The organism is Pedobacter sp. MR22-3 (genome assembly GCF_026240075.1).
Lineage (GTDB): Bacteria > Bacteroidota > Bacteroidia > Sphingobacteriales > Sphingobacteriaceae > Pedobacter.
Genome location: NZ_JAPIVF010000001.1, coordinates 466,399 through 492,775 on the forward strand (window position 1 = coordinate 466,399; position 26,377 = coordinate 492,775).

Here is a 26,377-nt window from a genome sequence, read left to right on the forward strand (position 1 = left end):
CGCCCAAACAAATGAACTATTGACCAATGAATATTCAACCAACTTAAAGTTTTTCAAAAGGAATATTCATCAGCGGATAGTTTTGCCATCCGCTAAAATCATAGTGCCACCATTCATTTTTAAGTACATTGAGTCCGTACTTTTTCATGATCCCGATTAAAAAGTTGCGGTTCTTTCTTACCTCTTGGTTCACCGGCTCATAGTTTGCTGCAGCAGCAGCGGAGAAACTATCATAAGGCGTAGCCATTGCAATTTCTTTACCGGTTTTCAGGTTAATCAATGTTAAATCAACAGCACATCCCCGGTTATGTTTTGATCCCTTTGCAGGATCAGCCACGAAGTTTTTATCACTTGCCTTTTTATAAAACTCAACTGTAGTGGCATAAGGGCGATAGCCATCAAAAATTTTCAATCCGTAGCCTTTTTTATTTAATTCCCGCTGGATTTTCTTCAATGAAGCGACAACTGGTTTACGGGCAAATGCCCTCGCCTGCCTATACATCACCTGCTTCATGAAGTTATTCTTCGTGGCATAGCGAATATCCAGTGTAATGTTCGGAATGGCTTTTTTAATCTCCACTAACTCATTATCCGGATTGGTTTTAACAGAAGCTAAATATTGATTGTAAGAGTTAACGACAACTAACTTTGGCCTCTTGCCGTTTTGAGCAGAAGCAGAGAAAGAAACAAATAGGAATAAGATGAGGAGTTTAGTTTTCATATTGTCGTTTCTATAAACAGGTCACCATTTCAAAGTACAAAGCAACCTCATTCATGAAAATGATTATTTCGTACCTCAGCATAGCGAAAAATAAATTTACTGATTAGATACCACCAACAATTCCAGGTCTTTAAAAGGCAGGTTAAACATATCTGACAAATCCTTATTGGTACAATTTCCCTGATACATGTAAAGTGCCTCCCGAATACCGGGATTATTCCAAACCATATTCATTAAACCACCAAATTCACCAATATCCAATAAAATAGGTGCGAAAATATTGGTAAGCGCATAAGATGCCGTACGCGGAACCCGGGATGCGATATTGGGCACACAATAATGAATCACATCATATTTTCTAAAAATGGGGTTGGTATGATTGGTTACTTCTGATGTTTCAAAACAACCACCCTGATCAATGCTGACATCAATCACTACTGAATGGGGTTTCATTCTCGCCACCGTTTCTTCCATTACAATGCAAGGACTACGTCCGTGACTAGCCCTGATGGCGCCAATCACCACATCGCAGGTAACAATTGCTTTATTTAGCACAATCGGCTGCATTACAGAAGTAAAAACCCGGCTTCCCAAATTATTTTGTAATCTGCGTAAGCGGTAAATAGAGCTATCAAAAACCTTTACTTCAGCTCCAAGAGCCAATGCTGTTCTGGCCGCATATTCGCCAACTGTTCCGGCACCTAAAATTACAATCTCAGTAGGCGGCACACCCGTAAAACCTCCAAGCATTAACCCTTTTCCACCGGTTACATTGCTTAAATACTCTGCAGCAATTAATATGGAAGTAGAACCTACAATTTCACTCATTGCTCTTACTACACTCAGTACATTCCCTTCATCACGCAGGTTTTCAAAGCACAAAGCATTAATCTTTTTATGCATCAAAGCTTTCAGGTAGTCCTGCTTCAGCGTGCCGGTTTGTAAAGAAGAAATTAAAGTCTGCCCCTTATGCATCATGGCAATTTCTTCCAGCATGGGCGGGGCAATTTTCACAATGATATCAGCATCAAAAACTTCTTTTTTATCGTAAACAATTTTGGCTCCCTGCTCTGCATATTCCGAATCAGAAAAGTTGGCGGCAATACCCGCACCGCTTTCTAAAATAACATGGTGGCCATTGTTAACCAATAAGGCAACAGATAATGGTGTTAAAGCGATCCTGTTTTCCTGAAACGAAATTTCTTTTGGTATGCCAATGTTCAGGCTGTTCTTGCTGTTTCTGGTTTCCAGTGTTGCCTCCTGGGTTTGCAATAAACCCTGACGGGCGATATCGGCCATTCCTTCGCGTATTCCTGTAGCCATGCTGCTTTTAAAAAAATTGTTTCTGTTTAAGGTTGTTCAAGGTACGGAAATTCTGGTAATTAATTCAGATCAAATGTTATACCTTACTGAAATTGAACACCCTCCGGTTTTCATCCATAATGGTAATTTCTGTTTTAATGAAATGATCAGGCAATAATTCAGCTACCTTTTCCGGCCACTCAATTAAACACATTCCACCACCGTAAAAATACTCTTCATAGCCTAAGTCAAATGCTTCCTGAATATCCTTGATGCGGTAAAAATCGAAATGATATACTTGGCCTGTGGCACTATCATATTCATTTACGATGGAATAAGTTGGACTTGATACCACATCATGAACACCTAAAACCTGACAAAAAGTTTTGATAAAAGTGGTTTTGCCAGCACCCATATCACCATCAAAAATGAAAATCTTTTCGTTGCCTGCAAATTTTAAAAGTTGCTGCGCTACAAGTGGTAAATCTGATAAATTGTTAACGGCTATTTCCATCTTAAATAAATAAAGGCAAAAGTAATACATAATTGCATCGCTTTTGCCTTTTAGTCGTTTTCGTATCTCAAATCTGGTATCTCAGCGCGCTCAAACTACCGCGGTGAATAGGTCACCACCGGAATGATCATTTCTTCCAGAGAAATCCCTCCGTGCTGGAAGGTTTCATTATAATAATTTACAAACTGGTTGTAGTTATTCGGGTAAACAAAATAGCTATCCTCACGTGCAAAAATATAACTGCTGCTGATGTTGATCTTAGGCAATAAAGCATCATGAGGGTTTTTAATTAAAAAGACCTCTTTTGCATTGAAGTTTAAATTCCGGCCTTGCTTGTATCTGAGATTTGTATTGGTAGCGCGATCACCGATTACTTTTACTGGTTTTTTAACGCGAATGGTTCCATGATCGGTTGTGATCACCACTTTTACTTGTTTTTGAGAAATTTTCTTTAATAAATCCCACAGTGGTGAATGTTCAAACCAAGATAATGTTAGTGAACGATAAGCTGCATCATCATTCGCCAGTTCACGAATCATTTGCATATCCGTACGGGCATGGCTCAGCATATCAACAAAGTTGAATACAATGGCATTGAAATCATTCTGTAACAGGTTATTGGTTTGATCAACCAGATCTTTACCCTGCTCAAAAGTTAAAATTTTATTGTAGCTAAACTTACAATCCTTGCGAAGATTCCGCTTAATGTTATCCGCTAAAAAAGCCTCTTCATGCATGTTTTTTCCACCCTCATCATCATCATTCTGCCACAACTGTGGGAAACGTTTTTCCATTTCCAATGGCATCAGGCCGGAGAAGATGGCATTTCGTGCATATTGCGTTGCCGTTGGAAGAATACTGGTATACATATCTTCTTCATCAATCCTGAAATATTCAGAAATTAACGGGTTTATAATTTTCCACTGATCATAACGCAGGTTATCAATTAAAATGAAAAATACAGGAGTGGTATCATTAATATGCGGGAAAGCTTTTTTCTTCAGCAGTTCATTGGATAACAATGGTGCTGTATCTTTGTTTTTGATCCAGTCCAGGTAGTTTTCCTCAATAAATTTGGTAAATTGTGTATTGGCTTCCTGCTTTTGCATGGTTAAAATCTCGTGCATCTGTGGGTCATCAAGTTTTTCGAGCTCTAGTTCCCAGAAAACAATTTTCTTATAGACATCAATCCATTCCTCATAATTCAGGCGATCGCCCAAGGTCATGCCCAAACGACGGAAATCCTGCTGATAAGCCATGGAAGTTTTTTCGCTCACCAGCCTTTTGTTATCAATCAGCTTTTTAATGGTAAGCAACACCTGTTTTGGATTAACAGGTTTAATCAGATAGTCATCAATTTTACTGCCGATGGCATCCTCCATCAGGTTTTCTTCTTCACTTTTGGTAATTAATACAACAGGAACATCGGGATTTAAATTTTTAATGGCCGAGAGGGTTTCAATGCCGCTCATTCCGGGCATGTTTTCATCAAGGAAAACCAAATCGAAATGTGCTTTTCCAAAAGCTTCCAACGCATCATTTCCATTGGTGAAAGTGGTTACATCATAACCTTTATCATTGAGTAATAAAATATGGGGTTTTAGTAAGTCGATTTCATCATCGGCCCACAATATTTTCGTTTCTTGCATGTTTTTGTAAAAATAGATATGTATTGCCTTTTAATTTCGGCGGGTAAATCAAACTACAAATAAAAATAGCAATTTTTGTACCGTATCTATCTATTTAACTATTTTTAACGATTGAATAAGAAGAAAATCATAAATGATCCCGTTTACGGCTTCATTAGTATTCCATCCGAATTGGTATATGATGTCATTTCGCATCCGTATTTCCAGCGGCTGCGTTACATTAAGCAACTTGGGATGACCCATCTGGTTTATCCGGGTGCTTTACACACGCGTTTTCACCATGCCCTGGGTGCCATGCATTTAATGGGGCTGGCCATTGAAGTTTTAAGAAGTAAGGATCATATAATTACCGAAGGTGAAGAAGAAGCTGCTATGCTGGCTATTTTACTACACGATATTGGTCATGGTCCTTTCTCACATGCCTTAGAGCATTCTTTGGTAACCGGTATCAGGCATGAAGATATATCGGCAAAGCTGATGGATGACCTGAACCATCATTTCGATGGAAAATTAACGCACGCCATTGAAATTTTTAACGGCACCTACCCTAAAAAATTCCTTTATCAGCTCATTTCTGGTCAGCTGGATTTAGACAGGATGGATTATTTAAACCGCGACAGCTTTTTCACAGGCGTAAGCGAGGGCGTAATCAGTTTCGATCGCATCATTAAAATGTTCAACATTTTTGATGATAACCTGGTGATTGAAGAGAAAGGCATTTATTCAATTGAAAAATTCCTGATTGCCAGAAGGTTGATGTACTGGCAAGTTTACCTGCATAAAACCGTGATTTCGGGTGAAATGATCCTGGTAAAATTACTGGAAAGGGCTAAAGAACTTTCTGTAGCCGGAGAAAGCCTTTTTGCATCGCCATCCTTAAGCTACTTCCTAAGCAATAACATCAGCGAACTTAATTTCTTTTCCAACCATATCAACCTGGAACACTTTACCAATCTGGATGATCAGGATATTTATGCTGCGGTAAAAGTGTGGGTAAAACATCCCGATAAAATATTATCAACACTTTGCCGGATGCTAACCTCAAGAAACCTGTATAAGGTAGAGATGGGTAATGCAATGGCAGAAACCGATCGGGTTGCCTTTTTAAAAGACGCAGCCATTCATTTGCTGGACATCAGTCCGGAAGAGGCCCGGTACTTTGTATTCACCAGCGCCATTCAAAACAGGGCCTATAATGCTGGCGTTGGAAACATCAAAATTCTAATGAAAAATAACGATATTGTTGATATTGCAAAAGCTTCAGATTTATCCAATCTGGAATCACTACAAAAAACTGTAGAGAAGTACATTCTCTGCTACCCACGGGGGATTTAAGATTAATTAACAAAATATTTGACTTTTGCTGCCGTTTTAAGTCTTACTATTGTGTAAAATATACGCGGCTTAACCCTTACAGGTTTTTTTGTTCATATCAATTTAACATATACCTTTGTACGATGCAATTTACTGCAAAGCAGATAAGCGAGTTTTTAGAAGGTTCCATTGATGGCAACCCTGATGTAGCCATTACTGAACTTTCCAAAATAGAAGACGGGAAAGAAGGCTCATTGTCTTTTCTTTCAAACCCTAAGTACGAGAACTTTTTGTATTCCACGCAGGCATCAGTAGTGATCGTTTCAAAAGATTTTACGCCTAGTCAACCCTTTACAAGTACCCTCATCCGGGTAGATAATCCATATAGTTCATTTACCGTTTTACTGGATAAATATAACGAGGCGATGAATGCGCAAGCGGCATCGTCTGGAATAGATAAACTCGCATTTGTACATCCTACGGCAAAAATCGGATCGAATGTTTTTATTGACGCTTTTGCCTATGTTGCTGAAAATGCGGTGATTGGTAATGGTTGCAGGCTCAATGCCCAGACTTTCGTAGGTGCGAATACGAACATAGGTGAAAACAGCATTATTTTTCCCGGCGTAAAGATTTATCACAATGCGGTGATCGGAAACCGCGTAATCATACATGCCAATACTGTAATTGGCAGTGATGGTTTTGGCTTTGCCCCACAAAAAGACGGGACCTATAATAAGATTCCTCAAATAGGAAATGTAGTAATTGAAGATGATGTGGAAATTGGCGCAAATACTACGGTAGACCGCGCAACAATGGGTTCTACGATCATTAAAAAAGGTGCCAAAATTGATAACCTTATCCAAATTGCACACAATGTTGAAATTGGTGAAAACACCGTTTTGGCGGCACAATCCGGCATTTCTGGGAGCACAAAAATCGGCCCGAACAGTGTTGTTGGCGGACAGGTAGGTATTGCCGGTCATTTGACTTTGGCAAAAGGCACCCAGATCGGCGCACAGGCCGGAATCAACTTTAACATCAACGAAGAAAACAAACAATGGCATGGTAGTCCGGCGCAACCTTTGCGTAACTGGATGCGGGCATCCGTAATTTTCAAACACCTGCCAGATGTGGAGAAAAGAATAAATATACTTGAAGACGAATTGAAAAAGCTTACGGCTGAACTGGAAAAGAATACAATACACAATGAACGTTAGACAAAGAACGATTAGACAAGAAGTATCGGCATCTGGTGTTGGTTTACACACAGGTGCTAATGTGACTTTAACATTTTGCCCCGCCCCTGAAAATCACGGGTTTAAATTTCAACGTATTGATTTAGATGGCCTTCCCATCATTGATGCTGATGCAGATAATGTAACTGATACTTCCCGCGGCACTACTATCACACAGAACGGGGCGAGTGTCAGTACGGTTGAGCATGTAATGGCTGCCTTGGTAGGAATGGATTTAGATAATATCCTGATTAAACTTGATGGCCCTGAAACACCAATTATGGATGGAAGTTCGATCCAGTTCATTGATCTATTGGAAGAAGTTGGAACAATAGAACAAAATGCTGATCGGGAGTATTTTACTATTCCGCACAACATTACTTATACTGAAGAAGACAGGAAGGTAGAAATTGTAGCGATGCCGCTTGATGATTACCGTTTTACCTGTATGATTGACTATAATTCTCCGGTTTTAGGCAGTCAACACGCAGGTATTAATACCATTGCAGAGTTTAAAAAAGAAATCGCATCCTGCCGCACTTTCTGCTTTTTACATGAACTGGAATACCAATTATCACACAACTTAATTAAAGGTGGCGATTTAAATAATGCAATCGTTATTGTAGATAAGGAAGTAACGAAAGATGAGTTAAGTCATCTTGCCAAACTCTTTAACCGTGCCGATATCGATGTGGCTCCTCAGGGAATTTTAAATAACATGGAGCTGCGCTACCAGAATGAGCCTGCCCGTCATAAATTATTAGATATGATTGGCGATTTAGCTTTGGTAGGCATGCACTTAAAAGGCCATATTATGGCAGCACGCCCTGGTCATGCGGCAAATGTGGCCTTTGCGAAGAAAATCAAAGCCGCCATCAAAAAAGAAAAAAACAAAAAAATACAGAAGGTGTACGATCCAAGTTCAAAACCATTGTATGATATCAATCAGGTAATGGACATTTTGCCGCACCGTCAGCCATTTTTATTTGTAGATAAAATTTTAGAACTATCTAAAAACCATGTGGTTGGCGTGAAAAACGTCACCATGAATGAAGAATTTTTCAAGGGCCACTTCCCTGGTGCACCGGTTTTTCCCGGGGTTATTCAGATTGAAGCCATGGCTCAGGTAGGCGGTATTTTAGTGCTGAGCACAGTACCAGACCCCAGAAACTACCTTACTTATTTTTTAAAAATAGATAACGTTCGCTTTAGGGCTCAGGTTCTTCCCGGCGATACGATTGTTTTCCGTTGCGACTTGCTTGAACCGATCAGAAGGGGTATTGCCCAAATGAAAGGCGTAGGCATGGTAGGCGAGAAAATTGTTGTCGAAGCCGAAATGATGGCACAAATTTCAAAAATTAAACAAGCAGAACCAGCCGAATCATGATACAACCTTTAGCATATATACACCCGCAGGCTAAAATTGCCGAAAACGTAGTGATCGAACCCTTTGTCGTGATACATAAAGATGTTGTGATTGGCGAAGGAACTTGGATTGGTTCTAATGTGACCATTATGGATGGTGCGCGGATCGGTAAAAACTGCCGCATTTTTCCAGGAGCAGTTATTTCAGGTGAGCCTCAGGATTTAAAATTTGCCGGTGAAGTGACTACAGCGGAAATTGGCGATAACACCACAATTCGTGAATGCGTAACCATTAACCGTGGCACCAAAGATAAATGGAAAACTGTGATCGGGAGTAATTGCTTAATTCAGGCTTATTCTCACATCGCACATGATTGTGAGGTGGGTAACAACTGTATCTTTTCAAACAGTACGACATTAGCGGGCCACATTACTATTGGAAACAATGTGGTGCTGGCTGGATTAGTGGCCATCCATCAATTCGTTAAAGTAGGTTCTTATGCATTTGTAACCGGTGGATCATTGGTTCGTAAAGATGTACCTCCATACGTTAAGGCTGCACGCGAACCCCTTTCTTATGCCGGAATCAATTCTGTAGGTTTGCGCAGAAGAGGTTTTACCAATGAACAGATTGACGAAATCCAGGAAATTTACCGGGTACTTTTTGTAAAGCACAATAACGTAACCAAAGCTTTAGACATGATTGAAGCAGAGTTCAAACCTACGGAGATCCGTGATGAGATTGTTGATTTCATCCGTAATTCTAACCGTGGGGTAATGAAGGGCTTCGGTATGGGCAGCTAGGTTTAGGGTTTAGGGTAAATTTATTCCATAAAGCACTGTTTTAGTGTTTTTTAAAAAAAATACCGGTATCTACATTATCCCTAAACCATTTATTTCTTCTTTAATCTTGGGTTGCTAAGGTGGTGAATACATTTCAGAGTTATGAATAATTTAACGTTAATCAAAACCAATTCAGAAAATACTGATTTCAGGCAGCTGGTTACTTTGTTGGATAAAGACCTGGCCGTTAGAGATGGAGATGATCATGCTTTTTATTCACAGTTTAATAAAATAGACATGATTAAAGAAGTCGTGGTAGCTTACCAAAATGACATCCCCGCAGGCTGTGGTGCCATAAAACCATTTTCAGGTAACGCTGCCGAAATTAAACGCATGTTTGTTCATCCTGATTTCAGGAGACAAGGTATTTCAGCGAAGATATTAACGGAATTGGAGCATTGGGCCGAAGAACTTGGCTTTAAAGAATGTATACTGGAAACCGGCAAAAAGCAACCTGAAGCAATTGCACTTTACCAAAAAGTGGGTTATCAGATTACGCCAAATTATGGCCAGTACATTGGTGTAGATAACAGCGTTTGCATGACAAAACCGCTCAACGTTAATCCAACGCACAACGATTAATGAAGATCACTTTAAATAATGTTGGCAGAAGGTTTAACAAAGAATGGATTTTCAGAGGCTTAAGTACTGAACTTTCCTCCGGAAACAGCTATGCTGTACTGGGCCCTAATGGTTCAGGAAAATCGACTTTGTTAAGCGTATTAACCGGAAGTTTATCCCCATCTGAAGGACAGATATCTTTTTCAGATTCCAAAGATATTCCGGTTGAAGATATCTACCGGCACATCAGTTTCGCAGCTCCTTATTTAGAGCTGGTGGAAACTTTTACCTTAACAGAAATTATTGATTTTCATTTTAAGTTTAAAAATTTTGCTCCCGGACTTAACCGCAAATTACTCATCTCTATTCTTGGCTTAGAGAAGTCTGCCCATAAGGAAATTAAGTATTTCTCTTCTGGCATGAAACAAAGAACCAAGCTGGCCCTGGCCTGCTGTGCCGATTCTCCTATCCTTTTTTTAGATGAACCCACCAGTAATTTAGATATTCAGGGTGAAGATTGGTATCGTGAGTTAATTAAAAACTTCGCTCAAGACAGGTTGACTATTGTTGGCTCTAATCAATTTCGCGAATATGAATTTTGCAATACTCAGATTCAAATCGCTGATTACAAGTAATATAATCCAACTTTTACTCCTATTTAACTGACCTCTTTTGTCATCCATTTGTATTATAAAAATATTTTCAATAAAATATTTTGCAATTAAGAAATAGTTAGTACCTTTGCACCACCAAAAAGAGAAACAAATATTAATTATTCTCTTCCTGGAAATGAAGCGATTTCTGTTTTAACAGCATTAAAAATATAGCCGTAAAAAGGCACAAGAGTTTTTCATAGTTTAGTTTGAGGTTTAGGTTGATTATGCCTTTGGAGTGGTTCCCAAAGGCATTTCTTTTATATGTATATTTGCCGCCTTAACCCATATTCAAAAGACGATAGGCTTCCGAATCATCATCCATTTTTTTAACTTTGGTTTTTAGTCAAAACAACATTTCATTATAAAATGGCAAAAGCATCAGAAATATGGTCGGGAGCTGTTCTCCGTATCAACGGCGAACTGGTAGCAGTAGAAGAGTTCATCCATCGCACCCCAGGAAATTTAAGGGCTTTTTATCAGGCCCGCATGCGCAACATCAAAACAGGAAAAATTGTAGAGTACCGTTTCCGCCCGGATGAAGAGGTTACCTTTGCCCGCGTAGAAACCAACGACTACCAATATCTTTATGAAGATGGCGACTATTTAGTCGTGATGGACAATGAAACTTTCGAACAGCACAACATCCCGAAATTCCTTTTTGGCGATTCCATCAGATTTTTAAAGGAAAGTATGACTTTAACCGTGGCTTTCGAAAGCGATGAGCCCATTATTGCGCGCCTCCCGAACAGTGTTGAGCTGGAGGTAACCTATTCCGAACCTGCAGTTAAAGGTGATACTGCAACCAATGCTTTAAAACTGGCCATAGTAGAAACCGGCGCCGAAGTGAGGGTTCCATTATTTGTAAATCAGGGTGATAAAATCAAGATTGATACACGTTATGGCGAATACATAGAAAGGGTAAGGTAATATCCATAAAGCTTATCCCTTAAAGCGTTATAGGTTTTTATCAAAATAATTTTACCTTTGCCGTCACGAAAAACTAAAAATAAATCCAATTAAGGATCACATAATATGGCTAAAGCATCAGAAATTAAAAACGGTAACATCCTGCGTGTAAACGGCGAGTTAGTTACTGTTGACGAATGGAATCACCGTACACCAGGTAAAGGCGGTGCCTTTTACACGGGTAAATTTCGTAACATTAAATCAGGTAGAATTGTAGAGGCAAGGATGAATACAGATGAGGCTGTAGAAATCTGCAGGGTAGAAACCAGCGATTACCAATATCTTTATGAAGATGGTGATTATTTGGTGGTGATGGATAACAATACCTACGAACAATATAACGTTGAAAAATCATTATTTGGTTCGGCCATCAAGTTCTTAAAAGAAGGCATGAGCGTGATCGTTTCAATGGAAAGCGATGAGGCAATTATGGGGCAGTTGCCAAATTTTGCAGAATTTGAAATTACCTATTCAGAACCAGCTGTAAAAGGTGATACTTCTACTAATGCGTTAAAAGCGGCAACACTCGAGAACGGTGTTGAAGTTAAAGTACCGATGTTCGTTAACCAGGGCGATAAAATTAAAATTGATACCCGTACCGGTGAGTATGTTGAGCGTGTAAAATAATATTTAATTAATAATGGAAAGCCTCTGAAGTAAATACTTCAGGGGCTTTTTTATTTAACCTGTAATGCTTTAAACCTTATGGATTTGAGCTGTAATCTTTAACTTTGTGATTATGCTAAAAGCCGAAATCAGAAAAAAAGCTTTAAAAGATAGATTAGCCATTACCGATGAAGAATATGAAACGCTAAGCAAAGGTTTATATCATCAATTTATTGCCCTCAACTTTAGCAACATCAAAACACTTCATATCTTTCTCCCCATTCTGGAAAAGAAAGAACCTGACACCTTCTTGTTTATCCAATGGCTGGCAGAAAATCATCCGCAAATTAAAATCCTTGTTCCCAAAGCTGATTTTGAAACGGCCTTAATGACCAATCATGAATACATTGGGGTACATGATCTACAGAAAAACCTATATAATATCCTCGAACCGCAAAAGGGAGCTGCTTATCATGGCAAAATAGATCTGGTTTTAATTCCGCTTTTAGCTTTTGATCAATATGGTTATCGCGTAGGTTATGGAAAAGGCTTTTATGACCGCTTTCTCGAAAATATAATTGCTCAAAAAATAGGCTTATCTTTGTTGCCTGCAATTGATAAAATTGATGATGTGAATGAGCACGATATCCGTTTAGATTTTTGCATTACACCAACTGAAACCATCAAATTTTAAACTGAATCGGCATGCCACAGGAAATCATAATCAAAACTGAAAAACAATACGAAGATAATATGATTGCTGTATTTGAATTACAGGAAAAAGAAGAGCTTACCACAGAAGATTTAAAGCAAATTGAATTGATGTTAAAAGCAGGCGAAAAGTATGAAGCAGATCATCTTTAAGTCTACACAAACGACTAACAATTCCGCAATTAACCTTTTCTTACTCCTTTCACTCTATTTCTAGCAAAACCGGACAATGATCAGAATGAATGGCATCTGGTAAAATTCTTACATTACGTAATCGACTTTCCATCGGCTTGGTTACGAGGTGATAATCAATTCGCCAACCCAGATTCTTTCCTCTTGAGCCAGCTCTGTAACTCCACCAGGTATAATGATGTGGATCTTTATTAAAATAGCGAAAAGCATCAATAAAACCGTTATCTAAAAACAGCTGCATCCATTCGCGCTCCTCCGGTAAGAATCCTGAAGAATTGGCATTCGATTTTGGGTTATGAATATCAATCGCCGCGTGGCAAATGTTGTAATCGCCACTGACAATGAGATGGGGTATTTCTTTTTTAAGGTGCTCAATATAACTGTCGAAAAACCTCATGAAAGCATACTTTTTAACCTGCCTTTCATCTCCGCTCGAACCCGAAGGCATATATAAACTCATTAATGAAAAATCGTCAAAATCTGCCCGTAAAATTCTGCCTTCCTGGTCAATCCATTCTTCTCCACAACCAAAAACAACATGGTTTGGTTTAATTTTAGTGAGGATAGCTACACCACTATAACCCTTTTTTTGTGCCGGAAACCAATAATGATGATAGCCTAATTGCTCAATCAAAGCGATAATTTCTGTAATTTGTTCGGGCAATGCTTTTACCTCCTGTAAACAAATCATATCTGCATTTGTGGCTTTTAGCCATCCAAAAAAGTTTTTCGTACTTGCCGCACGAATACCGTTTACGTTATAGGAGATAATTTTCATTCACTAGATTCATTTGTCGTGGGTAAATTTATAAATTAATTGAGTAAATGCTTAGCAATTGAGATTTGCTTTAATCCTTATGATGAAGTTAAAAAAAGACTTTCTGAGAAATGGCATTAACAGTTTCTTTTTCAGAGAAAGGATAATGAAACACGACCGGAAATTGGAATTTTCATTGAAGAAACCCGGGGATTCGATTACGCTGAAAACTTTATCCAAACCAATTATAAAAGAATTAATTAATTGCCATTCTATCCTTTATCTATGAGCCAATACCATAAGTAGCCAGGTAAGAAAAGGAGTAATTTCAAAACACCTCTTTTTTATCATTTGGTTCATCAAGAGGAGACCAGAATCCTTTTCTTTTTCGACAATAGATAAGATCCCTTGATTACATAATCACCTTGTCCTTCAGCATGGCTTGAAACATCTGTTTCTCTATTTTTTTCGCCTCTCTTCTTTTCAAAACTGTAATCTCCATTTTTATATCCTGTTTAGGCCGGTCGTTTTTATCTGTTTCCATGGCAGCAATTTTATCAACCAGCTCCAAGCCCATTACAATTTCACCATAAACGGTATAATTTCTATCCAGATGTGGCACACCGCCAACCGTTTTATAAACCTGTCTTTGCCATTCAGGAATTTTGAATTTCAGGCGCTTTTCTTCTAAGGCATTTAACTGCTCATCCGTAAAAACTTTCCCCTGCACTAAATAGAACTGGCTTCCGCTGGATGCCTTAGATGGATTAACAATATCTCCTTCCCTGGCCGCAGCCAGTACGCCCTTTTTATGAAATAAACTATCTCTAAATTCTGCAGGAATAGTATACTTTGGTCCACCCTCCCCTAACAAAGAATCAGGCTTTGCATTTCTGGAATCAGGATCACCGCCTTGGATCATAAAACCTTTAATTACCCGGTGAAATAAGGTTCCGTTATAATAGCCCTTTTTTACAAGCTTCAGTAAATTATCACGATGCAAAGGAGTTTCGTTATAAAGCTTAACGATGCATTCCCCGAATTCCGTTTTAATCCGGATATATTGATTTTTTGGTTTAGCCGCAAAAGCAGAAAACATTGAAAATACGCAGATAATTAATAAAAGTTTCTTCATTGAATGGTGTTTGAGGCTAAATTAAGCTAAAAAATGAAATTCATTAAATAATAGGGTTTATTATTCAATTTTTTTTATCATACCTTTGTATCAATGAAGTTAAAACAAAAAATAGCACTTTCTTTAGCCGTGTTCTATGCGGTTAGTGTTATGGGTTTGGCTTTAAGTTTACATTTCTGCGGTGGTAAATTAGAGAACGTAAAACTGTTCAGCAATGAAATTTCCTGTAAATTCTGCAAGGATATTCCAGCAGAAAAAATCAAGGATGATGGCTGTTGCAAAAATACACAGGTTACAGTTAAGGTAAAGGATAGTCATCAAACTGAAGCGCAGACACAAATGCCTAAGTTATTTTCTATCCAGCTGTTTCTTCATCCACCCGTTTTAGAATTTCTTTCAAACATTACCCCTGCTTTTTTTAGCAAAATTACAAACAAAGCACCTCCGCTTTCTTCAGGGGTTGCAATACATGTTTTCAACTGTATTTTCAGGAATTAGGATTATCCATTCACCAGTCAGTGCTTTAAGCATTTCGACAGGTTCAATGTGACATTTTCTTAAATTCTAATTCAAAAAATCATGAAAACGATTAAATTATTCAGCATTATTATGCTTCTTTTTGCCGTTAAAGTTTCGGCCCAACAAATATCAACTGCAGATTTACAGGTAACTGGCTTAACCTGTTCCATGTGTTCCAATGCTACGCAAAAGTCGCTTGAAACCTTAAGTTTTGTGCATGCGGTTAAACCAGATTTAAACAAAAATATCTTTGTACTTACCTTTAAAAAGGGTGCCGATGTCAACCTGGATATGGTTCGTAAAAAGGTACAGGATGCCGGCTTTTCTATTGGTGGCTTAACTGCAGACTTTGCCTTTAACCAGGTTAAAGTTGATGATAAAGGTCAGGCCATTGTAGATGGAAATGTATATCGTTTCATTAATGCCAAGAGTAAAACCCTGAACGGAACGGTAAAAGCATCTGTTGTAGACAAAAATTTCATTTCTGGCCCGGCATTCAAAAAACAAGCACCAGTGGTTTCATCTGATGCCTATGCGAGCGGAACAGCTGTTATAAATGGCAAGAAAACCCGTGTTTACCACCTCATTCTTTCTTAAAAATGAAGCGGTTGATAATTATGGTGCTGGTTATTTCCGGCGCCTTCCAGGCTGCTTTTAGTCAGGAGTTATACGTTTTCACTGAACCTGCGAGCAACATGCCTGCCAAATCCATTGGCGTTCGTTTAACCAATGAAGGAATGTTCAATAATCCAGGTTTTGTAAGCCGGACGATTCCTGAAGTAATGTTTGGTTTCAACAAAAACCTGATGGCACATGCGCAGGCTTTCCTGTCAGATATGGACGGGAAATATCGTCTAGAAGGGGGCAGTTTATATGCGAAATACCGCTTTCTTTCTATTGATGAAGCCCAAAGTCATTTCAGGGCTGCGGCTTTCGCAAGAATCAGCACCAGTAAAAGACCAACTTACACCAGGGATATTAATCTGGAGGGGGATAACAGCGGCGTTCAGGGTGGGTTTGTTTTTACACAACTGCTTCATAAACTCGCCCTATCAGCCACACTTGGTTATGCTCATGCATTTAAAGACATTGATAAACAGCTATCAGAAATGCCAAGACCTAACAATATGCTTTCTTACAGTTTATCGTCTGGTTATTTAGTTTTACCTTTCGTATATAAAAACTATAAAGAGCCTAATTTCAATGTCTACTTTGAAATGTTGGGTAAAACCGATCCGGGTACAGGCCAAAGTTATCTGGATTTGGCTCCGGCAGTTCAGATGATTTTAAATAGCACCACAAGGATAGATCTGGGCTACCGCTTTCAGGCAGCCGGAAACATGACCGATAGGTACACCAAAAACATGTATCTGGTTAGGGCAGAATTTAATTTTTTTAATGTCCTGAAATAATTTAAAAATAAAACGAAGCGCATGTTGATGCCTATCTTAAATGATGCAAAATATATGAACTTCTCAAAAATGAAACAAGATGAAAAAAATAATGATCATGATGGCTATTATCGCCATTGCAGGTACGAAATTAACATTTGCACAAAGCAAAACTGACGTAGCTTTCAATCAGTTATTAACGGCATATTATGATGTTAAAAATGCTTTAGCTACTGACAAGAAAGATGTAGCTGCTGAGAAAGTAAAGGTATTATCGGCTAAAGTTGATGCCATTCCACACAAAGATTTACCAGCAACGCAGCACACGCTTTGGATGGAGCAGGCAAAAATGATCAAGGCAAAAGCAACTGAACTTGCCGCAGGTAAAGATATCAAAATGCAAAGAAAATCTTTCGAAGGCATTTCATCTGCCATGATTAAAACGGTCAGAAATATCAGATTTAATAATAGTACCGTTTACGTCCAGCATTGCCCGATGGCAAAAGCAAGTTGGTTGAATGAAAAGGAAAGCATCGAAAATCCGTATTATGGAAGTATGATGTTCGATTGTGGCGACGTTTCGGAAACGATCAAATCAAAATAATGGAACTGCATATCAAAAACATGGTATGCAACCGCTGCAAAATGGTGGTTAAAGCTGAGCTCGAAAAGCTTGGCTTTGATCCTGTTTCGGTTGAATTAGGCAAAGTTTCATTCGTGGAAAATATTTCTTTCACTGATAAAGTGAAAATTGCTGAAAAACTAAATCAGTTGGGTTTTGAGTTACTTGAGAATAAGAAAGCTCAAATTACCGAGCAAATAAAAACGGTTATCATTAACCTGGTTCACCACACCAAAGAGCCTTTAAAAATAAATTTATCATCCTTCTTGAGCAAACGCATCCACCTTGAATACCCGCAACTTAGTGCGCTATTTTCTGAGCTTGAAAATCAAACCATAGCGAAATATTTTATCGCACAAAAAGTTGAAAAAGCGAAAGAAATGCTTACTTATCGAGAGCTTACTTTAAGCGAAATCGCTTATCAGCTTAATTATAGCAGCGTTGCGCATCTTTCAACCCAATTTAAACAGGTTACCGGTTTAACACCGTCCACCTACAAAAATCTCCTTTTAGCTAACCGGAAATCGCTGGATGAGGTTTGACAGGATGTAAAATGGAATGTCCTGCCTTTTCTTAACATACATCAAGTCCTTAAACTGAAAGTAGGCGTACTTTTGCTTAAATAAAAATCACAAAACAAAAGTTATGAAAAAATTATTCTTATTTCTGATAGCTACTTCTATAAGTGTGGCATCTTTTGCACAAACCAGCTGGAAAATAGATCCGATGCATTCATTTGTTAACTTCTCTGTTAAACACATGGGCATTTCTTTCGTGGATGGTTCATTCAAGAAATTTGACGGAACGGTTACTGCTGCCAAACCAGACTTAACGGATGCTAAAATTACTTTTACTGTTGATGTGAATAGCATTACCACCGGTGTTGAAATGCGCGATGGTCATTTAAAAACTGATGATTTCTTCAATGCAGAAAAATTTCCAACAATGAAATTTGAGAGCACTTCTTTCAAAAAGTTAAGCGGCAACAATTATGAGTTAAGTGGTAAATTAACCATTCGTGATGTAACTAAAGATGTAAAATTTGCCGTAGTATATGGCGGAACAGCAAAAGACCAACAAGGAAATACCAAAGCTGGTTTTGGTGCAACAACGACCATTAACCGCTTAGATTATCATATTAAATATGATCCTACCGGTGCAGGTGTGGCCAAAGATGTTACCATTAAGTTAAACTTAGAGTTTGCTCAATCGAAATAATTGACAAGGTTGTCATTTATCAATCTGGTATATGGCGAAATATTCAAATAAAAATCTGCAAAGGAGCCTGTTGAGTAGCCATAAGTGCATCAACAGGCTCTTTTAGCATGGAGAAATGATATTATGGCTGCATTATCTCAATTCAGGAATTTTACTCAAGGTTTAACTCAAACGGACTTCATGCCTACCCTATTTATTGGCCACGGGTCACCGATGAATGGTATTGAGCACAACGAGTATAGTGAAAGCTGGACTAATCTGGCGAAAAATATTCCTGTTCCTAAAGCCGTTCTGGTGGTTTCTGCACATTGGTATACACATGGAACCTTTGTTACCGCGATGGACTTTCCTTCTACCATACATGATTTTGGTGGTTTCCCGCAGGCCTTATTTGATGTGCAGTATCCTGCACCTGGAGATCCGGACCTGGCTTTGGAAATCCCCACATTGGTTCACTCTACCCATGTAGCGCTTGATCACGACTGGGGATTAGATCATGGTACGTGGACAATCGTCAGACACATGTATCCTGATGCCAATATTCCAGTGCTCCAGTTGAGTATTGATTATACCAAATCTCCTGCGCAGCATTACGAAATAGCGAAGGAAATATATTCCCTTCGCAAAAAAGGCGTTTTGATTATCGGCAGTGGCAATATGGTACACAACCTTCGTATGTTGAACTGGGACATGATTAATGGCGGCGGTTATGATTGGGCCAATGAGATGAATGACAAATTTAAAAATCTCATTGCACACGGTGATCACAAACCTTTAATTAATTACCGCAGCTTGGGTACTGATGCCATGCTGGCCATTCCAACACCAGAACATTATCTACCATTAATCTATACTTTAGGTTTAAAAAACGACAAGGAAGATCTCTCTTTCTTTAATGACAAAGCGGTTGGTGGCTCTTTAACGATGACTTCAGTTTTGGTAGGGTGACGAGGGGTTTAGGGTTTAGGGTTTAGGGTTTAGGGGAAATATGCCATCAATAGAATGGTTTTACTTACCTAAAATATTATAACATTTTATGATTATTCTATAACGGTTATTGCCCTCCAGATAGGTAGTTTTACATAAAAATTTAAAATGACACATACCTATCAACTCACCGGCATGACTTGCGGTGGTTGCGAAAATAAAGTAAAAAGCAACCTTTTAATCTTACCTGATGTAACTGCCGTTGAAGTTTCTAAAGATACGCAATCGGCAACCATCAGTATGGAAAAACACATCGGATTAGCCGCACTGCAACAGGCATTGGGAGGGCCAGAGAGCAAATATAAAATCACCAGCCAATCTCCTGTCGAAGCTGCTACAGACACCAAAACCTGGGCACAAACCTATAAACCAATCTTATTGATTTTTGGATACGTTACCGCAATCTCCCTAATCGCTTCCTGGCAACAAAATACAATAGATACGATGGTTTTTATGCGCATCTTCATGGCAGGTTTCTTCCTTACCTTTTCTTTCTTTAAAATGCTCAACTTAAAAGCATTTGCCGAAAGTTATGCCATGTACGATATCGTGGCTAAAAAATTCAGTGCCTGGGGTTATATCTATGCCTTTATCGAATTAGGCTTAGGCTTATCCTTTGCATTAAACCTATCGCCTGTTATCGTGAATTGGGTCACGCTGGTTGTGATGACCATAAGTATACTCGGTGTTTTAGAAAGCGTTTTAAACAAAAAGAAAATTCAATGTGCCTGTTTAGGTGCTGTTTTTAATCTACCCATGAGTACCGTAACCATTGTTGAAGATGCGATGATGATTGCCATGAGCGCAGCCATGTTAATTTTGATGTAAGCTATTGCCGCTTATATCTAAATTCCGATTTTCGGCTTTTCCGATTAAGCTTGCCTTCAATCCATGCGAGCATTTCATTTTTCCCCTGGTTTTGGTAAACTATTCTTTGCGGAAAATCGTGTGCCGCATTTTCGAAAATATAGATCTGATCTTTTGTGGAAATAAGCTTAAAACAGACTTCTTTCCCTTCATTCTGATTAGCAACAGTTGAACAATAGAAAACATTTTTTCCTATTGTTCTGATCTGTAATGTTTCAGTAAGTATACTATCCCCTTTTGCATTAACGCGATAACTCTTGCCTTTCAGGATGGCATCGGTACTCTCACTCCACTGTTCCACTATTTTCCCTTTAGGTGTCTGCATTTCCCATGAGCCTAACACAAAAGAAAAGGTTTTGGATAGATCTCTTTGCGCTTTAACATTGCTGTAAAAACCAACAAAAAATAAAATCAAGGAATATAAATAGATTCTTTTCACTTTGTTATAGTATTGGTGAGGTGTGCCAGGTGATGCTTTCCGTGCCAGGCATACATGCCCAGCATATTGGCCAAAGTGAGTTCAATGCCTTGGGCCGGGTGGACATATTTGCGCTGATAATCTTCGAGTTCCAGTGTTTTGAGAAAAGCAACCCAGCGCTGATGTAAACCTGTTAACAGATCAATTGATAGTTTAATATCACCGTTTTTTGCCTCTTCGGTTTCTGCCCAGCGTTCTTCATAATACGGCCTGATTATCGGAATGTCTTCGGTAATAGCCTGCTTAAAACGAATATAGGCATTCATATGGCTATCCGGAAGGTGATGAATAACCTGTTTCAATGTCCAGCCGCCAGGCCGATAGGTTTGGTTTAATTCTTCTTCACTTAAATGTGCTGTGCTATGTTTAATTTGAACCGGAAGTGCTTCGATTTCGGCTATCCAGATATCTGCCTGGTGTTTATCGAAAACTTCAGGCATGATGAATTGTCCGATGGGGTATTTAAGTTGATCTAAATTCATTATTTAATCTTTAATACATCTTATGGAGTAACCCAAATTTTTAAAACTCTCTGCAACCTCAATGTAACCTTTAACATATAAATTGTAATACTGCGCTGTTCCGGTAGAATTAGTCGTGGTCGTCCACCAATAAGCATTATAAGAAAGGTTTTCGTATGTACCATTTCCGTTTCTTTTCCCCCCCGGTAAACCAGTAAACTTTGTACTGTTTGAAGCCCCGGTATCGTCTATCCAATGACTAACACCACTTTCTTGAATTTTGCTTCCACTATAACGGTCTCCTCCAATATAATCATATAAAACGTTCCATTCCGTATTAGTTGGGATATGCCAACCCTGTGGTGCAAGTTGATGGTTATTGTTTACTGCATACCAATTATATAAAAACCCATATGTTTTACCTAGTTCAGGATTGTTATTATAAGTACAATAAGCCCCGCTTGATTGTGTAGACCAATCGGAGTTGCCTATCACATTTTGTATTGGTGTTTTATCCCTGTAATGTGCAGTCCGTAAATTTTCCATCATCCATGTCTGGTTTCCCAGTTTTACCGTTTTATATACGTTCCCATCCACATCGGTTAATGTTTCAGCGATTAAGGCGTCGGTAACAAAAAGATCTGCAGAAATACTATATGCGCTGTAAATTCCAGATTGGGCTTGGTAAGCGGTAATGATTGCCTTCCCGGCACCTTTAATGGTTATCAGGCTTCCTGTAACAACCGCAACCGCGGCATTATTACTCCTAAAAGTGATTTCTCCATTGCTGTTGCTTTTAAGTGAGGTTAGGATAAACGGAGGATCAGTTACTTTTTTATCAGGTATGACAAAGCCGGTAAGCATTGGGGCAAGGCGAGGCGAAATGACTAAAGTTGCTTTAATAGAATCTTTGCGGAAACCTTCTGCTTCCTGTTGTATAGCCGTTATCACACAAGTTCCATTTTTCCTTATGGTAACAAGATTTTCCTGGATGGTAATCATTGAAGTATCGCTTGTTTTAAAAGAGAAGGTCCCGCTACTTTTACTTTTCGGATGGGTAAGCAGAAAAGCTGGCTCTCCAACTCTCACTCCACCCAGGATAAAATCAGAGAGTTCGGGTGATTGAACCGGGTTGTTTTCCTTTTGACATCCGAATAAACTTATCAAAAGAAAAAAAATGGGGGTATACGAGCGCTTTTTCATTATTTTATTTCAAATATAAAAATCTGTCTTTAAGTACAGTAATAAAATTCTACATCACTTTTTATTAACGATCTCAACAAACCTTTTTTTGGTTATTGCGAGGAAAAATGATTATGGTTAGATCTAATTTCGATTGAAAATCACAACTCTTTCGGAAGGTTTTGAAACGAGATGCCGGGCAGCGTCTCATTTCAATTGCGATATAATCGTTCTGTTCGGGATAGTTAGTAAAATGAATACGCCTGATCATAAAAAATTCATGCTTTTAAAGCATATTGCAATGAATTTAAAATCCACAGATGAAGAAGTTATTTTTTGCTTTCGTATGTTTGATTCCTACACTTGTTTTCGCACAAACCATTAAAACAGATGTATTAATACTGGGAAATGCTGATGCCGCCTATTCTTCAGGTTTACAGGTTTCACGATCTGGCGCCAGCGTAGTCATTTTAACGCAAAGCCATCCTTTTAGTCTGGATAAAATTAAAGAGACGAAATCAGCAGAAGTTTATAAAATTTATGAAAATGTACAGCTAAAGAGAATTGCATACATCAAGGATTTAGGAAAAAAATCAACCCAAACAAAAAAGAAAAATTCAGCTAAAAATAAGGTAGACAGCATCAAATTATTTAGAGTTATAAACGATACGACCATTATTGCTGTTGAACGTTCTGGTAGTGGATGGGAAGCAAAAATTAGTAAAGGTAAAAGTATAAAAGCTAAAGTTCTTATTATAGCAGACAACAATGATCAGCTTCTTTCTAATTTAAACATTGCCAGTTTAAAACCAATGCACCTGAGTGCTTTAAATTATACCGAAAACTTATATCGCACAACCATTTCCGGGATTACCGGTACCTCAAGCTTTCTATCTTTATATCACTTGTTAATTCCTGATCAGGAAAACTTACTTTACATTGACCCCAACAGTATAGAGATTGGCCAGGCAGCCGGAGCTACCGCAACCTACGCAGCCTTCTTTAAAACGAAAACCAGCTTATCTAACTTAAAAACAATTCAAAGCGAACTCTTAACCTATAAACTTCCGTTGATCCCTTTTGCCGATGTCAAAGTCACCGATTCGAACTGGCTGGCGATCCAGAAAATTGGAGTCACCGGGATCCTGAAAGCGGAGATTAAAAATGAAAAGGCTTTCTTTAACCCGGAAAAGGAAGTTACTAATGAGGAGATTAAACAGCCGATAAAAGATTATTATTATAAGGCTCAGATCTGGTTCGATGACCATAAAGATGTGCCGGTTAATCTGGAAAATACCGTGTTATTGGTGGCATATGTTGGCAATAAAGCCGTTGATACCACTAAAACAGAGTTACAAAAAAAGTGGAACAACAGCTATAAATTTTCGTCTAAATATGACTTGAAAAAAGTACTAACCCGAAGAGAATTTTCGGTAATTATTAATGAATATTTAAAGCCATTCGACCAGGTAAATGTGGATAAAACCGGGCGAGTAATCAGATAGTTACTTTTTAATTTTACAATCTTTTGCCGCAGCAAGCTAAATATATCTTAAACCGATAGTTAAATTTGGTTGTAACATTTCCATTTCCTTCTAAAAGTAGTTTGTGCTTTGCCTAAATTGCATCCAAACCCAAATTCATGAAGAAATATTTACTTTTCATTTTGCTCTGCACGGGCGAATATACTTTTGCACAACAAATTGCCCCATTAACAGTAGAAAAAATTATGCGTGACCCTAAATGGATGGGAATTTCGCCAACTAATTTCCACTGGACAGCCGATAGTAAAACACTTTACTTTAACTGGAATCCTGAAAATAAGGCTAAAGAAGAACTTTACAAAGTGACCACCTCATCTCCTAAACCTGTTAAAGCTGCCGATAAGGAAGATGAAAAGCACTTAAGTTTAAACTATGTTTATAACCAAAATCACTCGCTTAGCCTGGTAGAGAAAAGCGGAGATATTTACCTTCAAAACCTAAAATCCAATAAAGAAACACGATTAACCAATACCCTGGAACGTGAGAGTAATCCTGTTTTCCTGGTTAATGGAAATGTCGTTTATCAATTGGGAGATAACCTTTTTGAGGTAGATTTAAAATCTGCAGAAATCAAGCAGCTCACCAATTTCGTGAAAGGTAAAAAAGGTGTAAAAACAAAAACACAACCGGCAACGGAACAGGATCAATGGCTAAAGACTGAACAAACAGCACTCTTTGATATTATTAAGAAACGAAATGCCGAAACAAAGGACAACAATCGCAATGGCAGAAATCGTTTTGGCGTAACATCTGCTGATATAAAACCACTGAGGGAACTGTATACAGATGACAAATTTTTAAATGGAGTGGTGATCAGTTCAGATGGTCGTTATATTACTTATAAGCTCACTACTCCGGCACAAAACAACCACAATACCATTGTTCCCAATTATGTAACAGCATCAGGCTATACAGAAGATATTCCGGGAAGAACAAAGGTTGGGGAAAATGAAAATCTATCTCAAGGATTTATTTATGACAGGCAAAGAGATTCGGTTTATGCCTTTCAAACCTCAACCATTCCGGGGATAAAAGATTTGCCTGATTATTTAAAAGATTACCCGAAAGAACTGGATACTTTAAAAAAGAAAAATGCAGACCGGCCGGTTAACTTTTTTGGTCCTTTATGGAATGAGAATGGAACTTCGGGAATTGTTATCGCCACATCGCAGGATAATAAAGACCGCTGGATTTTAAAATTAGAACCTTCGACGGGTCAGTTTTCTTTAATTGATCGCCAGCGAGACGAAGCCTGGATTGGTGGACCGGGCATTAGCGGGTTTTATCAGGGAAATACAGGTTGGGTAGATAACAACCACTTCTATTACCAAAGTGAAGCAACAGGTTATTCTCACCTTTATGTAGTCAATGTTTCAACTGGGGAGAAAAAGCAGCTTACTTCAGGCAAATGGGAAGTGCAGTCTGTACAGCTTTCTAAAGATAAAAAAACCTTCTACTTTAAAGCCAACAAGGAACATCCCGGCATCACAAATTTCTTTAAAATCAGTACCAGTGGCGGTCAGCCTGTTCAAATCACAACCATGAAGGGCTTAAGTGAAATTATCCTTTCACCTGATGAAAAATATGTGGCCATCAATTATTCGTACATGAATAAACCGGGTGAACTTTATCTTCAGCGTAATCAGGCTGGCGCAAAAGCCCTGAAAATTACAGCATCAACTTCAGCAGAATTCAATTCTTATAAATGGCGTGAGCCGGATCTGGTCAGTTTTAAAAACCGTTATGGTGCTGATGTTTATGCCCGGGTTTATAAATCCGAGAATCCTCATCCTAATCATCCGGCAGTGGTTTTTGTACATGGTGCTGGTTATTTACAAAATGTTCACTTTGGCTGGAGCACGTATTTCCGGGAGTTTATGTTTAATAACCTATTGGCTGATCAGGGTTATACTGTCATTGATATTGATTATACCGGAAGTTCGGGTTATGGACGCGATCACCGCACAGGTATTTACCGCCATATGGGTGGAAAAGATTTAACGGATCAGGTAGACGGTGTAAAGTTCCTGGTAGAAAAATATGGCGTAAACCCCAGGCATGTTGGTTTATATGGCGGCTCATATGGTGGCTTTATCACCTTAATGGCCATGTTTAAAGAAGCTGATGTGTTTGCCAGCGGTGCAGCTTTACGTTCGGTTACCGATTGGGCGCATTACAATCATGGCTATACTTCGAATATTTTAAATGAACCTTTTAATGATCCTATTGCTTATAAACAAAGCTCTCCCATTTATTTTGCCGATCAACTGAAGGGTAATTTATTAATGGCACACGGAATGGTGGATGTGAATGTTCACTTTCAGGATATTGTTCGCATTACGCAGCGTTTCATAGAACTTGGAAAAGACAACTGGGAACTGGCAGTTTATCCGGTAGAAGACCATGGTTTTATTGAACCCAGCAGCTGGACCGATGAATATAAACGCATATTTAAATTATATGAGCGTACTTTGAAAAAGTAAGTTTATGAGCCGAATAGTGAAACCTTATAAATCATAAAATAATTATAGTTTTCATCTATATCATTATCAATAAATACAATGAACTATTCATAAAC

General features: G+C 38.5%; 29 protein-coding genes. 20 read left to right on the forward strand and 9 right to left on the reverse strand.

The genetic code is table 11. The features are described 5' to 3' along the window. Window positions 1-43: 43 nt before the first annotated feature. From OQ267_RS02085 to OQ267_RS02100, 4 genes are all read right to left on the reverse strand, one after another. Window positions 44-721, reverse strand: coding sequence for a M15 family metallopeptidase (locus OQ267_RS02085; protein WP_265834709.1), 678 nt, complete (start codon window positions 719-721; stop codon window positions 44-46). A gap of 96 nt (window positions 722-817) precedes the next feature. Beyond that, a complete protein-coding gene (locus OQ267_RS02090; RefSeq protein ID WP_265834710.1) occupies window positions 818-2,044 on the reverse strand; it encodes an alanine dehydrogenase in 1,227 nt (408 codons plus the stop codon). Between the two features lie 76 nt (window positions 2,045-2,120). Next, window positions 2,121-2,537, reverse strand: a complete 417-nt coding sequence (gene tsaE / locus OQ267_RS02095) for a tRNA (adenosine(37)-N6)-threonylcarbamoyltransferase complex ATPase subunit type 1 TsaE (RefSeq protein WP_265819340.1) — start codon at window positions 2,535-2,537, stop codon at window positions 2,121-2,123. Window positions 2,538-2,632: 95 nt separating this feature from the next. Beyond that, the gene (locus OQ267_RS02100) at window positions 2,633-4,186 is read right to left on the reverse strand and encodes a PglZ domain-containing protein (RefSeq protein WP_265819341.1); all 1,554 of its coding nucleotides are present in this window, start codon (window positions 4,184-4,186) and stop codon (window positions 2,633-2,635) included. Between the two features lie 111 nt (window positions 4,187-4,297). Here OQ267_RS02100 and OQ267_RS02105 point away from each other — a divergent pair, with 111 nt between their 5' ends. From OQ267_RS02105 to OQ267_RS02150, 10 genes are all read left to right on the forward strand, one after another. After that, complete coding sequence (locus OQ267_RS02105; RefSeq protein WP_265834711.1) at window positions 4,298-5,521, forward strand: HD domain-containing protein; 1,224 nt, start codon at window positions 4,298-4,300, stop codon at window positions 5,519-5,521. A gap of 122 nt (window positions 5,522-5,643) precedes the next feature. After that, entirely contained in the window at window positions 5,644-6,720 is a 1,077-nt protein-coding gene (gene lpxD / locus OQ267_RS02110; RefSeq protein WP_265834712.1) for a UDP-3-O-(3-hydroxymyristoyl)glucosamine N-acyltransferase, read from the forward strand. Beyond that, entirely contained in the window at window positions 6,710-8,125 is a 1,416-nt protein-coding gene (locus OQ267_RS02115; RefSeq protein WP_088300367.1) for a bifunctional UDP-3-O-[3-hydroxymyristoyl] N-acetylglucosamine deacetylase/3-hydroxyacyl-ACP dehydratase, read from the forward strand. Before lpxD ends, OQ267_RS02115 begins: the two co-directional genes overlap by 11 nt. Further along, a complete protein-coding gene (gene lpxA, locus OQ267_RS02120; protein WP_010599175.1) occupies window positions 8,122-8,907 on the forward strand; it encodes an acyl-ACP--UDP-N-acetylglucosamine O-acyltransferase in 786 nt (261 codons plus the stop codon). Before OQ267_RS02115 ends, lpxA begins: the two co-directional genes overlap by 4 nt. 141 nt (window positions 8,908-9,048) lie before the next feature. Then, entirely contained in the window at window positions 9,049-9,528 is a 480-nt protein-coding gene (locus OQ267_RS02125; RefSeq protein ID WP_265834713.1) for a GNAT family N-acetyltransferase, read from the forward strand. Next, the gene (locus OQ267_RS02130; protein ID WP_265834714.1) at window positions 9,528-10,142 is read left to right on the forward strand and encodes an ABC transporter ATP-binding protein; all 615 of its coding nucleotides are present in this window, start codon (window positions 9,528-9,530) and stop codon (window positions 10,140-10,142) included. Before OQ267_RS02125 ends, OQ267_RS02130 begins: the two co-directional genes overlap by 1 nt. A 387-nt stretch (window positions 10,143-10,529) precedes the next feature. Next, window positions 10,530-11,090 (forward strand): elongation factor P, encoded by a 561-nt coding sequence (gene efp, locus OQ267_RS02135; protein WP_265834715.1) that lies wholly within the window; start codon window positions 10,530-10,532, stop codon window positions 11,088-11,090. 105 nt (window positions 11,091-11,195) lie between these two features. Further along, on the forward strand, window positions 11,196-11,756 hold the full coding sequence (gene efp / locus OQ267_RS02140; RefSeq protein WP_029281673.1) for an elongation factor P: 561 nt from the start codon (window positions 11,196-11,198) through the stop codon (window positions 11,754-11,756). 112 nt (window positions 11,757-11,868) lie between these two features. Continuing rightward, window positions 11,869-12,429 carry a 5-formyltetrahydrofolate cyclo-ligase gene (locus OQ267_RS02145; RefSeq protein WP_265834716.1) on the forward strand — a complete coding sequence of 187 codons (561 nt, stop codon included), beginning with the start codon at window positions 11,869-11,871 and terminating at the stop codon, window positions 12,427-12,429. Between the two features lie 11 nt (window positions 12,430-12,440). Continuing rightward, complete coding sequence (locus tag OQ267_RS02150; RefSeq protein ID WP_172406595.1) at window positions 12,441-12,599, forward strand: hypothetical protein; 159 nt, start codon at window positions 12,441-12,443, stop codon at window positions 12,597-12,599. 49 nt (window positions 12,600-12,648) lie between these two features. Here OQ267_RS02150 and OQ267_RS02155 read toward each other — a convergent pair whose 3' ends face one another. Continuing rightward, window positions 12,649-13,416, reverse strand: coding sequence for an exodeoxyribonuclease III (locus OQ267_RS02155; RefSeq protein WP_265819348.1), 768 nt, complete (start codon window positions 13,414-13,416; stop codon window positions 12,649-12,651). A gap of 391 nt (window positions 13,417-13,807) precedes the next feature. Next, complete coding sequence (locus OQ267_RS02160) at window positions 13,808-14,530, reverse strand: peptidylprolyl isomerase (RefSeq protein WP_265834717.1); 723 nt, start codon at window positions 14,528-14,530, stop codon at window positions 13,808-13,810. Window positions 14,531-14,623: 93 nt separating this feature from the next. Between OQ267_RS02160 and OQ267_RS02165 the strand changes: the two genes are divergently transcribed. From OQ267_RS02165 to OQ267_RS02200, 8 genes are all read left to right on the forward strand, one after another. Then, window positions 14,624-15,028 (forward strand): HYC_CC_PP family protein, encoded by a 405-nt coding sequence (locus OQ267_RS02165; protein WP_265834718.1) that lies wholly within the window; start codon window positions 14,624-14,626, stop codon window positions 15,026-15,028. An 81-nt stretch (window positions 15,029-15,109) separates the two neighbouring features. Next, window positions 15,110-15,646, forward strand: coding sequence for a heavy-metal-associated domain-containing protein (locus tag OQ267_RS02170; RefSeq protein WP_088303319.1), 537 nt, complete (start codon window positions 15,110-15,112; stop codon window positions 15,644-15,646). Between the two features lie 2 nt (window positions 15,647-15,648). Then, on the forward strand, window positions 15,649-16,461 hold the full coding sequence (locus tag OQ267_RS02175; RefSeq protein WP_265834719.1) for a hypothetical protein: 813 nt from the start codon (window positions 15,649-15,651) through the stop codon (window positions 16,459-16,461). 79 nt (window positions 16,462-16,540) lie between these two features. Then, window positions 16,541-17,044 (forward strand): DUF3347 domain-containing protein, encoded by a 504-nt coding sequence (locus OQ267_RS02180; protein WP_265834720.1) that lies wholly within the window; start codon window positions 16,541-16,543, stop codon window positions 17,042-17,044. Next, on the forward strand, window positions 17,044-17,604 hold the full coding sequence (locus tag OQ267_RS02185; RefSeq protein WP_265834721.1) for an AraC family transcriptional regulator: 561 nt from the start codon (window positions 17,044-17,046) through the stop codon (window positions 17,602-17,604). Before OQ267_RS02180 ends, OQ267_RS02185 begins: the two co-directional genes overlap by 1 nt. 103 nt (window positions 17,605-17,707) lie before the next feature. Beyond that, on the forward strand, window positions 17,708-18,280 hold the full coding sequence (locus tag OQ267_RS02190; RefSeq protein ID WP_088303323.1) for a YceI family protein: 573 nt from the start codon (window positions 17,708-17,710) through the stop codon (window positions 18,278-18,280). Window positions 18,281-18,403: 123 nt separating this feature from the next. Then, on the forward strand, window positions 18,404-19,228 hold the full coding sequence (ygiD, locus tag OQ267_RS02195) for a 4,5-DOPA dioxygenase extradiol (RefSeq protein WP_265834722.1): 825 nt from the start codon (window positions 18,404-18,406) through the stop codon (window positions 19,226-19,228). Between the two features lie 147 nt (window positions 19,229-19,375). Continuing rightward, window positions 19,376-20,095 (forward strand): heavy-metal-associated domain-containing protein, encoded by a 720-nt coding sequence (locus OQ267_RS02200; RefSeq protein ID WP_265834723.1) that lies wholly within the window; start codon window positions 19,376-19,378, stop codon window positions 20,093-20,095. A gap of 1 nt (window position 20,096) precedes the next feature. Here the strand turns inward: OQ267_RS02200 and OQ267_RS02205 are convergent, their stop codons facing one another. From OQ267_RS02205 to OQ267_RS02215, 3 genes are read right to left on the reverse strand one after another with little or no spacing between them, the layout of a single operon-like run. Beyond that, window positions 20,097-20,573 (reverse strand): DUF6265 family protein, encoded by a 477-nt coding sequence (locus OQ267_RS02205; protein WP_265834724.1) that lies wholly within the window; start codon window positions 20,571-20,573, stop codon window positions 20,097-20,099. Continuing rightward, window positions 20,570-21,094, reverse strand: a complete 525-nt coding sequence (locus OQ267_RS02210; protein ID WP_265834725.1) for a YfiT family bacillithiol transferase — start codon at window positions 21,092-21,094, stop codon at window positions 20,570-20,572. The genes OQ267_RS02205 and OQ267_RS02210 overlap by 4 nt, the downstream gene beginning before the upstream one ends. A 3-nt stretch (window positions 21,095-21,097) precedes the next feature. Continuing rightward, entirely contained in the window at window positions 21,098-22,276 is a 1,179-nt protein-coding gene (locus OQ267_RS02215; protein WP_265834726.1) for a fibrobacter succinogenes major paralogous domain-containing protein, read from the reverse strand. A gap of 299 nt (window positions 22,277-22,575) precedes the next feature. Here OQ267_RS02215 and OQ267_RS02220 point away from each other — a divergent pair, with 299 nt between their 5' ends. Then, window positions 22,576-23,760 (forward strand): hypothetical protein, encoded by a 1,185-nt coding sequence (locus tag OQ267_RS02220; RefSeq protein WP_265834727.1) that lies wholly within the window; start codon window positions 22,576-22,578, stop codon window positions 23,758-23,760. A 137-nt stretch (window positions 23,761-23,897) separates the two neighbouring features. Continuing rightward, window positions 23,898-26,282, forward strand: a complete 2,385-nt coding sequence (locus tag OQ267_RS02225) for a S9 family peptidase (RefSeq protein ID WP_265834728.1) — start codon at window positions 23,898-23,900, stop codon at window positions 26,280-26,282. Window positions 26,283-26,377: the final 95 nt, after the last annotated feature.

Bases quoted from the DNA above. Each gene is read 5' to 3' on its own strand.
- OQ267_RS02085 (WP_265834709.1), bottom strand. From the start codon at position 721: ATGAAAACTAAACTCCTCATCTTATTCCTATTTGTTTCTTTCTCTGCT.
- OQ267_RS02130 (WP_265834714.1), top strand. From the start codon at position 9,528: ATGAAGATCACTTTAAATAATGTTGGCAGAAGGTTTAACAAAGAATGG.
- OQ267_RS02175 (WP_265834719.1), top strand. From the start codon at position 15,649: ATGAAGCGGTTGATAATTATGGTGCTGGTTATTTCCGGCGCCTTCCAG.
- OQ267_RS02215 (WP_265834726.1), bottom strand. From the start codon at position 22,276: ATGAAAAAGCGCTCGTATACCCCCATTTTTTTTCTTTTGATAAGTTTA.
- OQ267_RS02185 (WP_265834721.1), top strand. From the start codon at position 17,044: ATGGAACTGCATATCAAAAACATGGTATGCAACCGCTGCAAAATGGTG.
- efp (WP_265834715.1), top strand. From the start codon at position 10,530: ATGGCAAAAGCATCAGAAATATGGTCGGGAGCTGTTCTCCGTATCAAC.
- efp (WP_029281673.1), top strand. From the start codon at position 11,196: ATGGCTAAAGCATCAGAAATTAAAAACGGTAACATCCTGCGTGTAAAC.
- OQ267_RS02165 (WP_265834718.1), top strand. From the start codon at position 14,624: ATGAAGTTAAAACAAAAAATAGCACTTTCTTTAGCCGTGTTCTATGCG.
- tsaE (WP_265819340.1), bottom strand. From the start codon at position 2,537: ATGGAAATAGCCGTTAACAATTTATCAGATTTACCACTTGTAGCGCAG.
- OQ267_RS02100 (WP_265819341.1), bottom strand. From the start codon at position 4,186: ATGCAAGAAACGAAAATATTGTGGGCCGATGATGAAATCGACTTACTA.
- OQ267_RS02200 (WP_265834723.1), top strand. From the start codon at position 19,376: ATGACACATACCTATCAACTCACCGGCATGACTTGCGGTGGTTGCGAA.
- lpxD (WP_265834712.1), top strand. From the start codon at position 5,644: ATGCAATTTACTGCAAAGCAGATAAGCGAGTTTTTAGAAGGTTCCATT.
- OQ267_RS02145 (WP_265834716.1), top strand. From the start codon at position 11,869: ATGCTAAAAGCCGAAATCAGAAAAAAAGCTTTAAAAGATAGATTAGCC.
- OQ267_RS02220 (WP_265834727.1), top strand. From the start codon at position 22,576: ATGAAGAAGTTATTTTTTGCTTTCGTATGTTTGATTCCTACACTTGTT.
- OQ267_RS02115 (WP_088300367.1), top strand. From the start codon at position 6,710: ATGAACGTTAGACAAAGAACGATTAGACAAGAAGTATCGGCATCTGGT.
- OQ267_RS02090 (WP_265834710.1), bottom strand. From the start codon at position 2,044: ATGGCTACAGGAATACGCGAAGGAATGGCCGATATCGCCCGTCAGGGT.
- OQ267_RS02160 (WP_265834717.1), bottom strand. From the start codon at position 14,530: ATGAAGAAACTTTTATTAATTATCTGCGTATTTTCAATGTTTTCTGCT.
- OQ267_RS02155 (WP_265819348.1), bottom strand. From the start codon at position 13,416: ATGAAAATTATCTCCTATAACGTAAACGGTATTCGTGCGGCAAGTACG.
- OQ267_RS02125 (WP_265834713.1), top strand. From the start codon at position 9,049: ATGAATAATTTAACGTTAATCAAAACCAATTCAGAAAATACTGATTTC.
- OQ267_RS02170 (WP_088303319.1), top strand. From the start codon at position 15,110: ATGAAAACGATTAAATTATTCAGCATTATTATGCTTCTTTTTGCCGTT.
- OQ267_RS02180 (WP_265834720.1), top strand. From the start codon at position 16,541: ATGAAAAAAATAATGATCATGATGGCTATTATCGCCATTGCAGGTACG.
- OQ267_RS02150 (WP_172406595.1), top strand. From the start codon at position 12,441: ATGCCACAGGAAATCATAATCAAAACTGAAAAACAATACGAAGATAAT.
- OQ267_RS02225 (WP_265834728.1), top strand. From the start codon at position 23,898: ATGAAGAAATATTTACTTTTCATTTTGCTCTGCACGGGCGAATATACT.
- OQ267_RS02210 (WP_265834725.1), bottom strand. From the start codon at position 21,094: ATGAATTTAGATCAACTTAAATACCCCATCGGACAATTCATCATGCCT.
- lpxA (WP_010599175.1), top strand. From the start codon at position 8,122: ATGATACAACCTTTAGCATATATACACCCGCAGGCTAAAATTGCCGAA.
- ygiD (WP_265834722.1), top strand. From the start codon at position 18,404: ATGGCTGCATTATCTCAATTCAGGAATTTTACTCAAGGTTTAACTCAA.
- OQ267_RS02190 (WP_088303323.1), top strand. From the start codon at position 17,708: ATGAAAAAATTATTCTTATTTCTGATAGCTACTTCTATAAGTGTGGCA.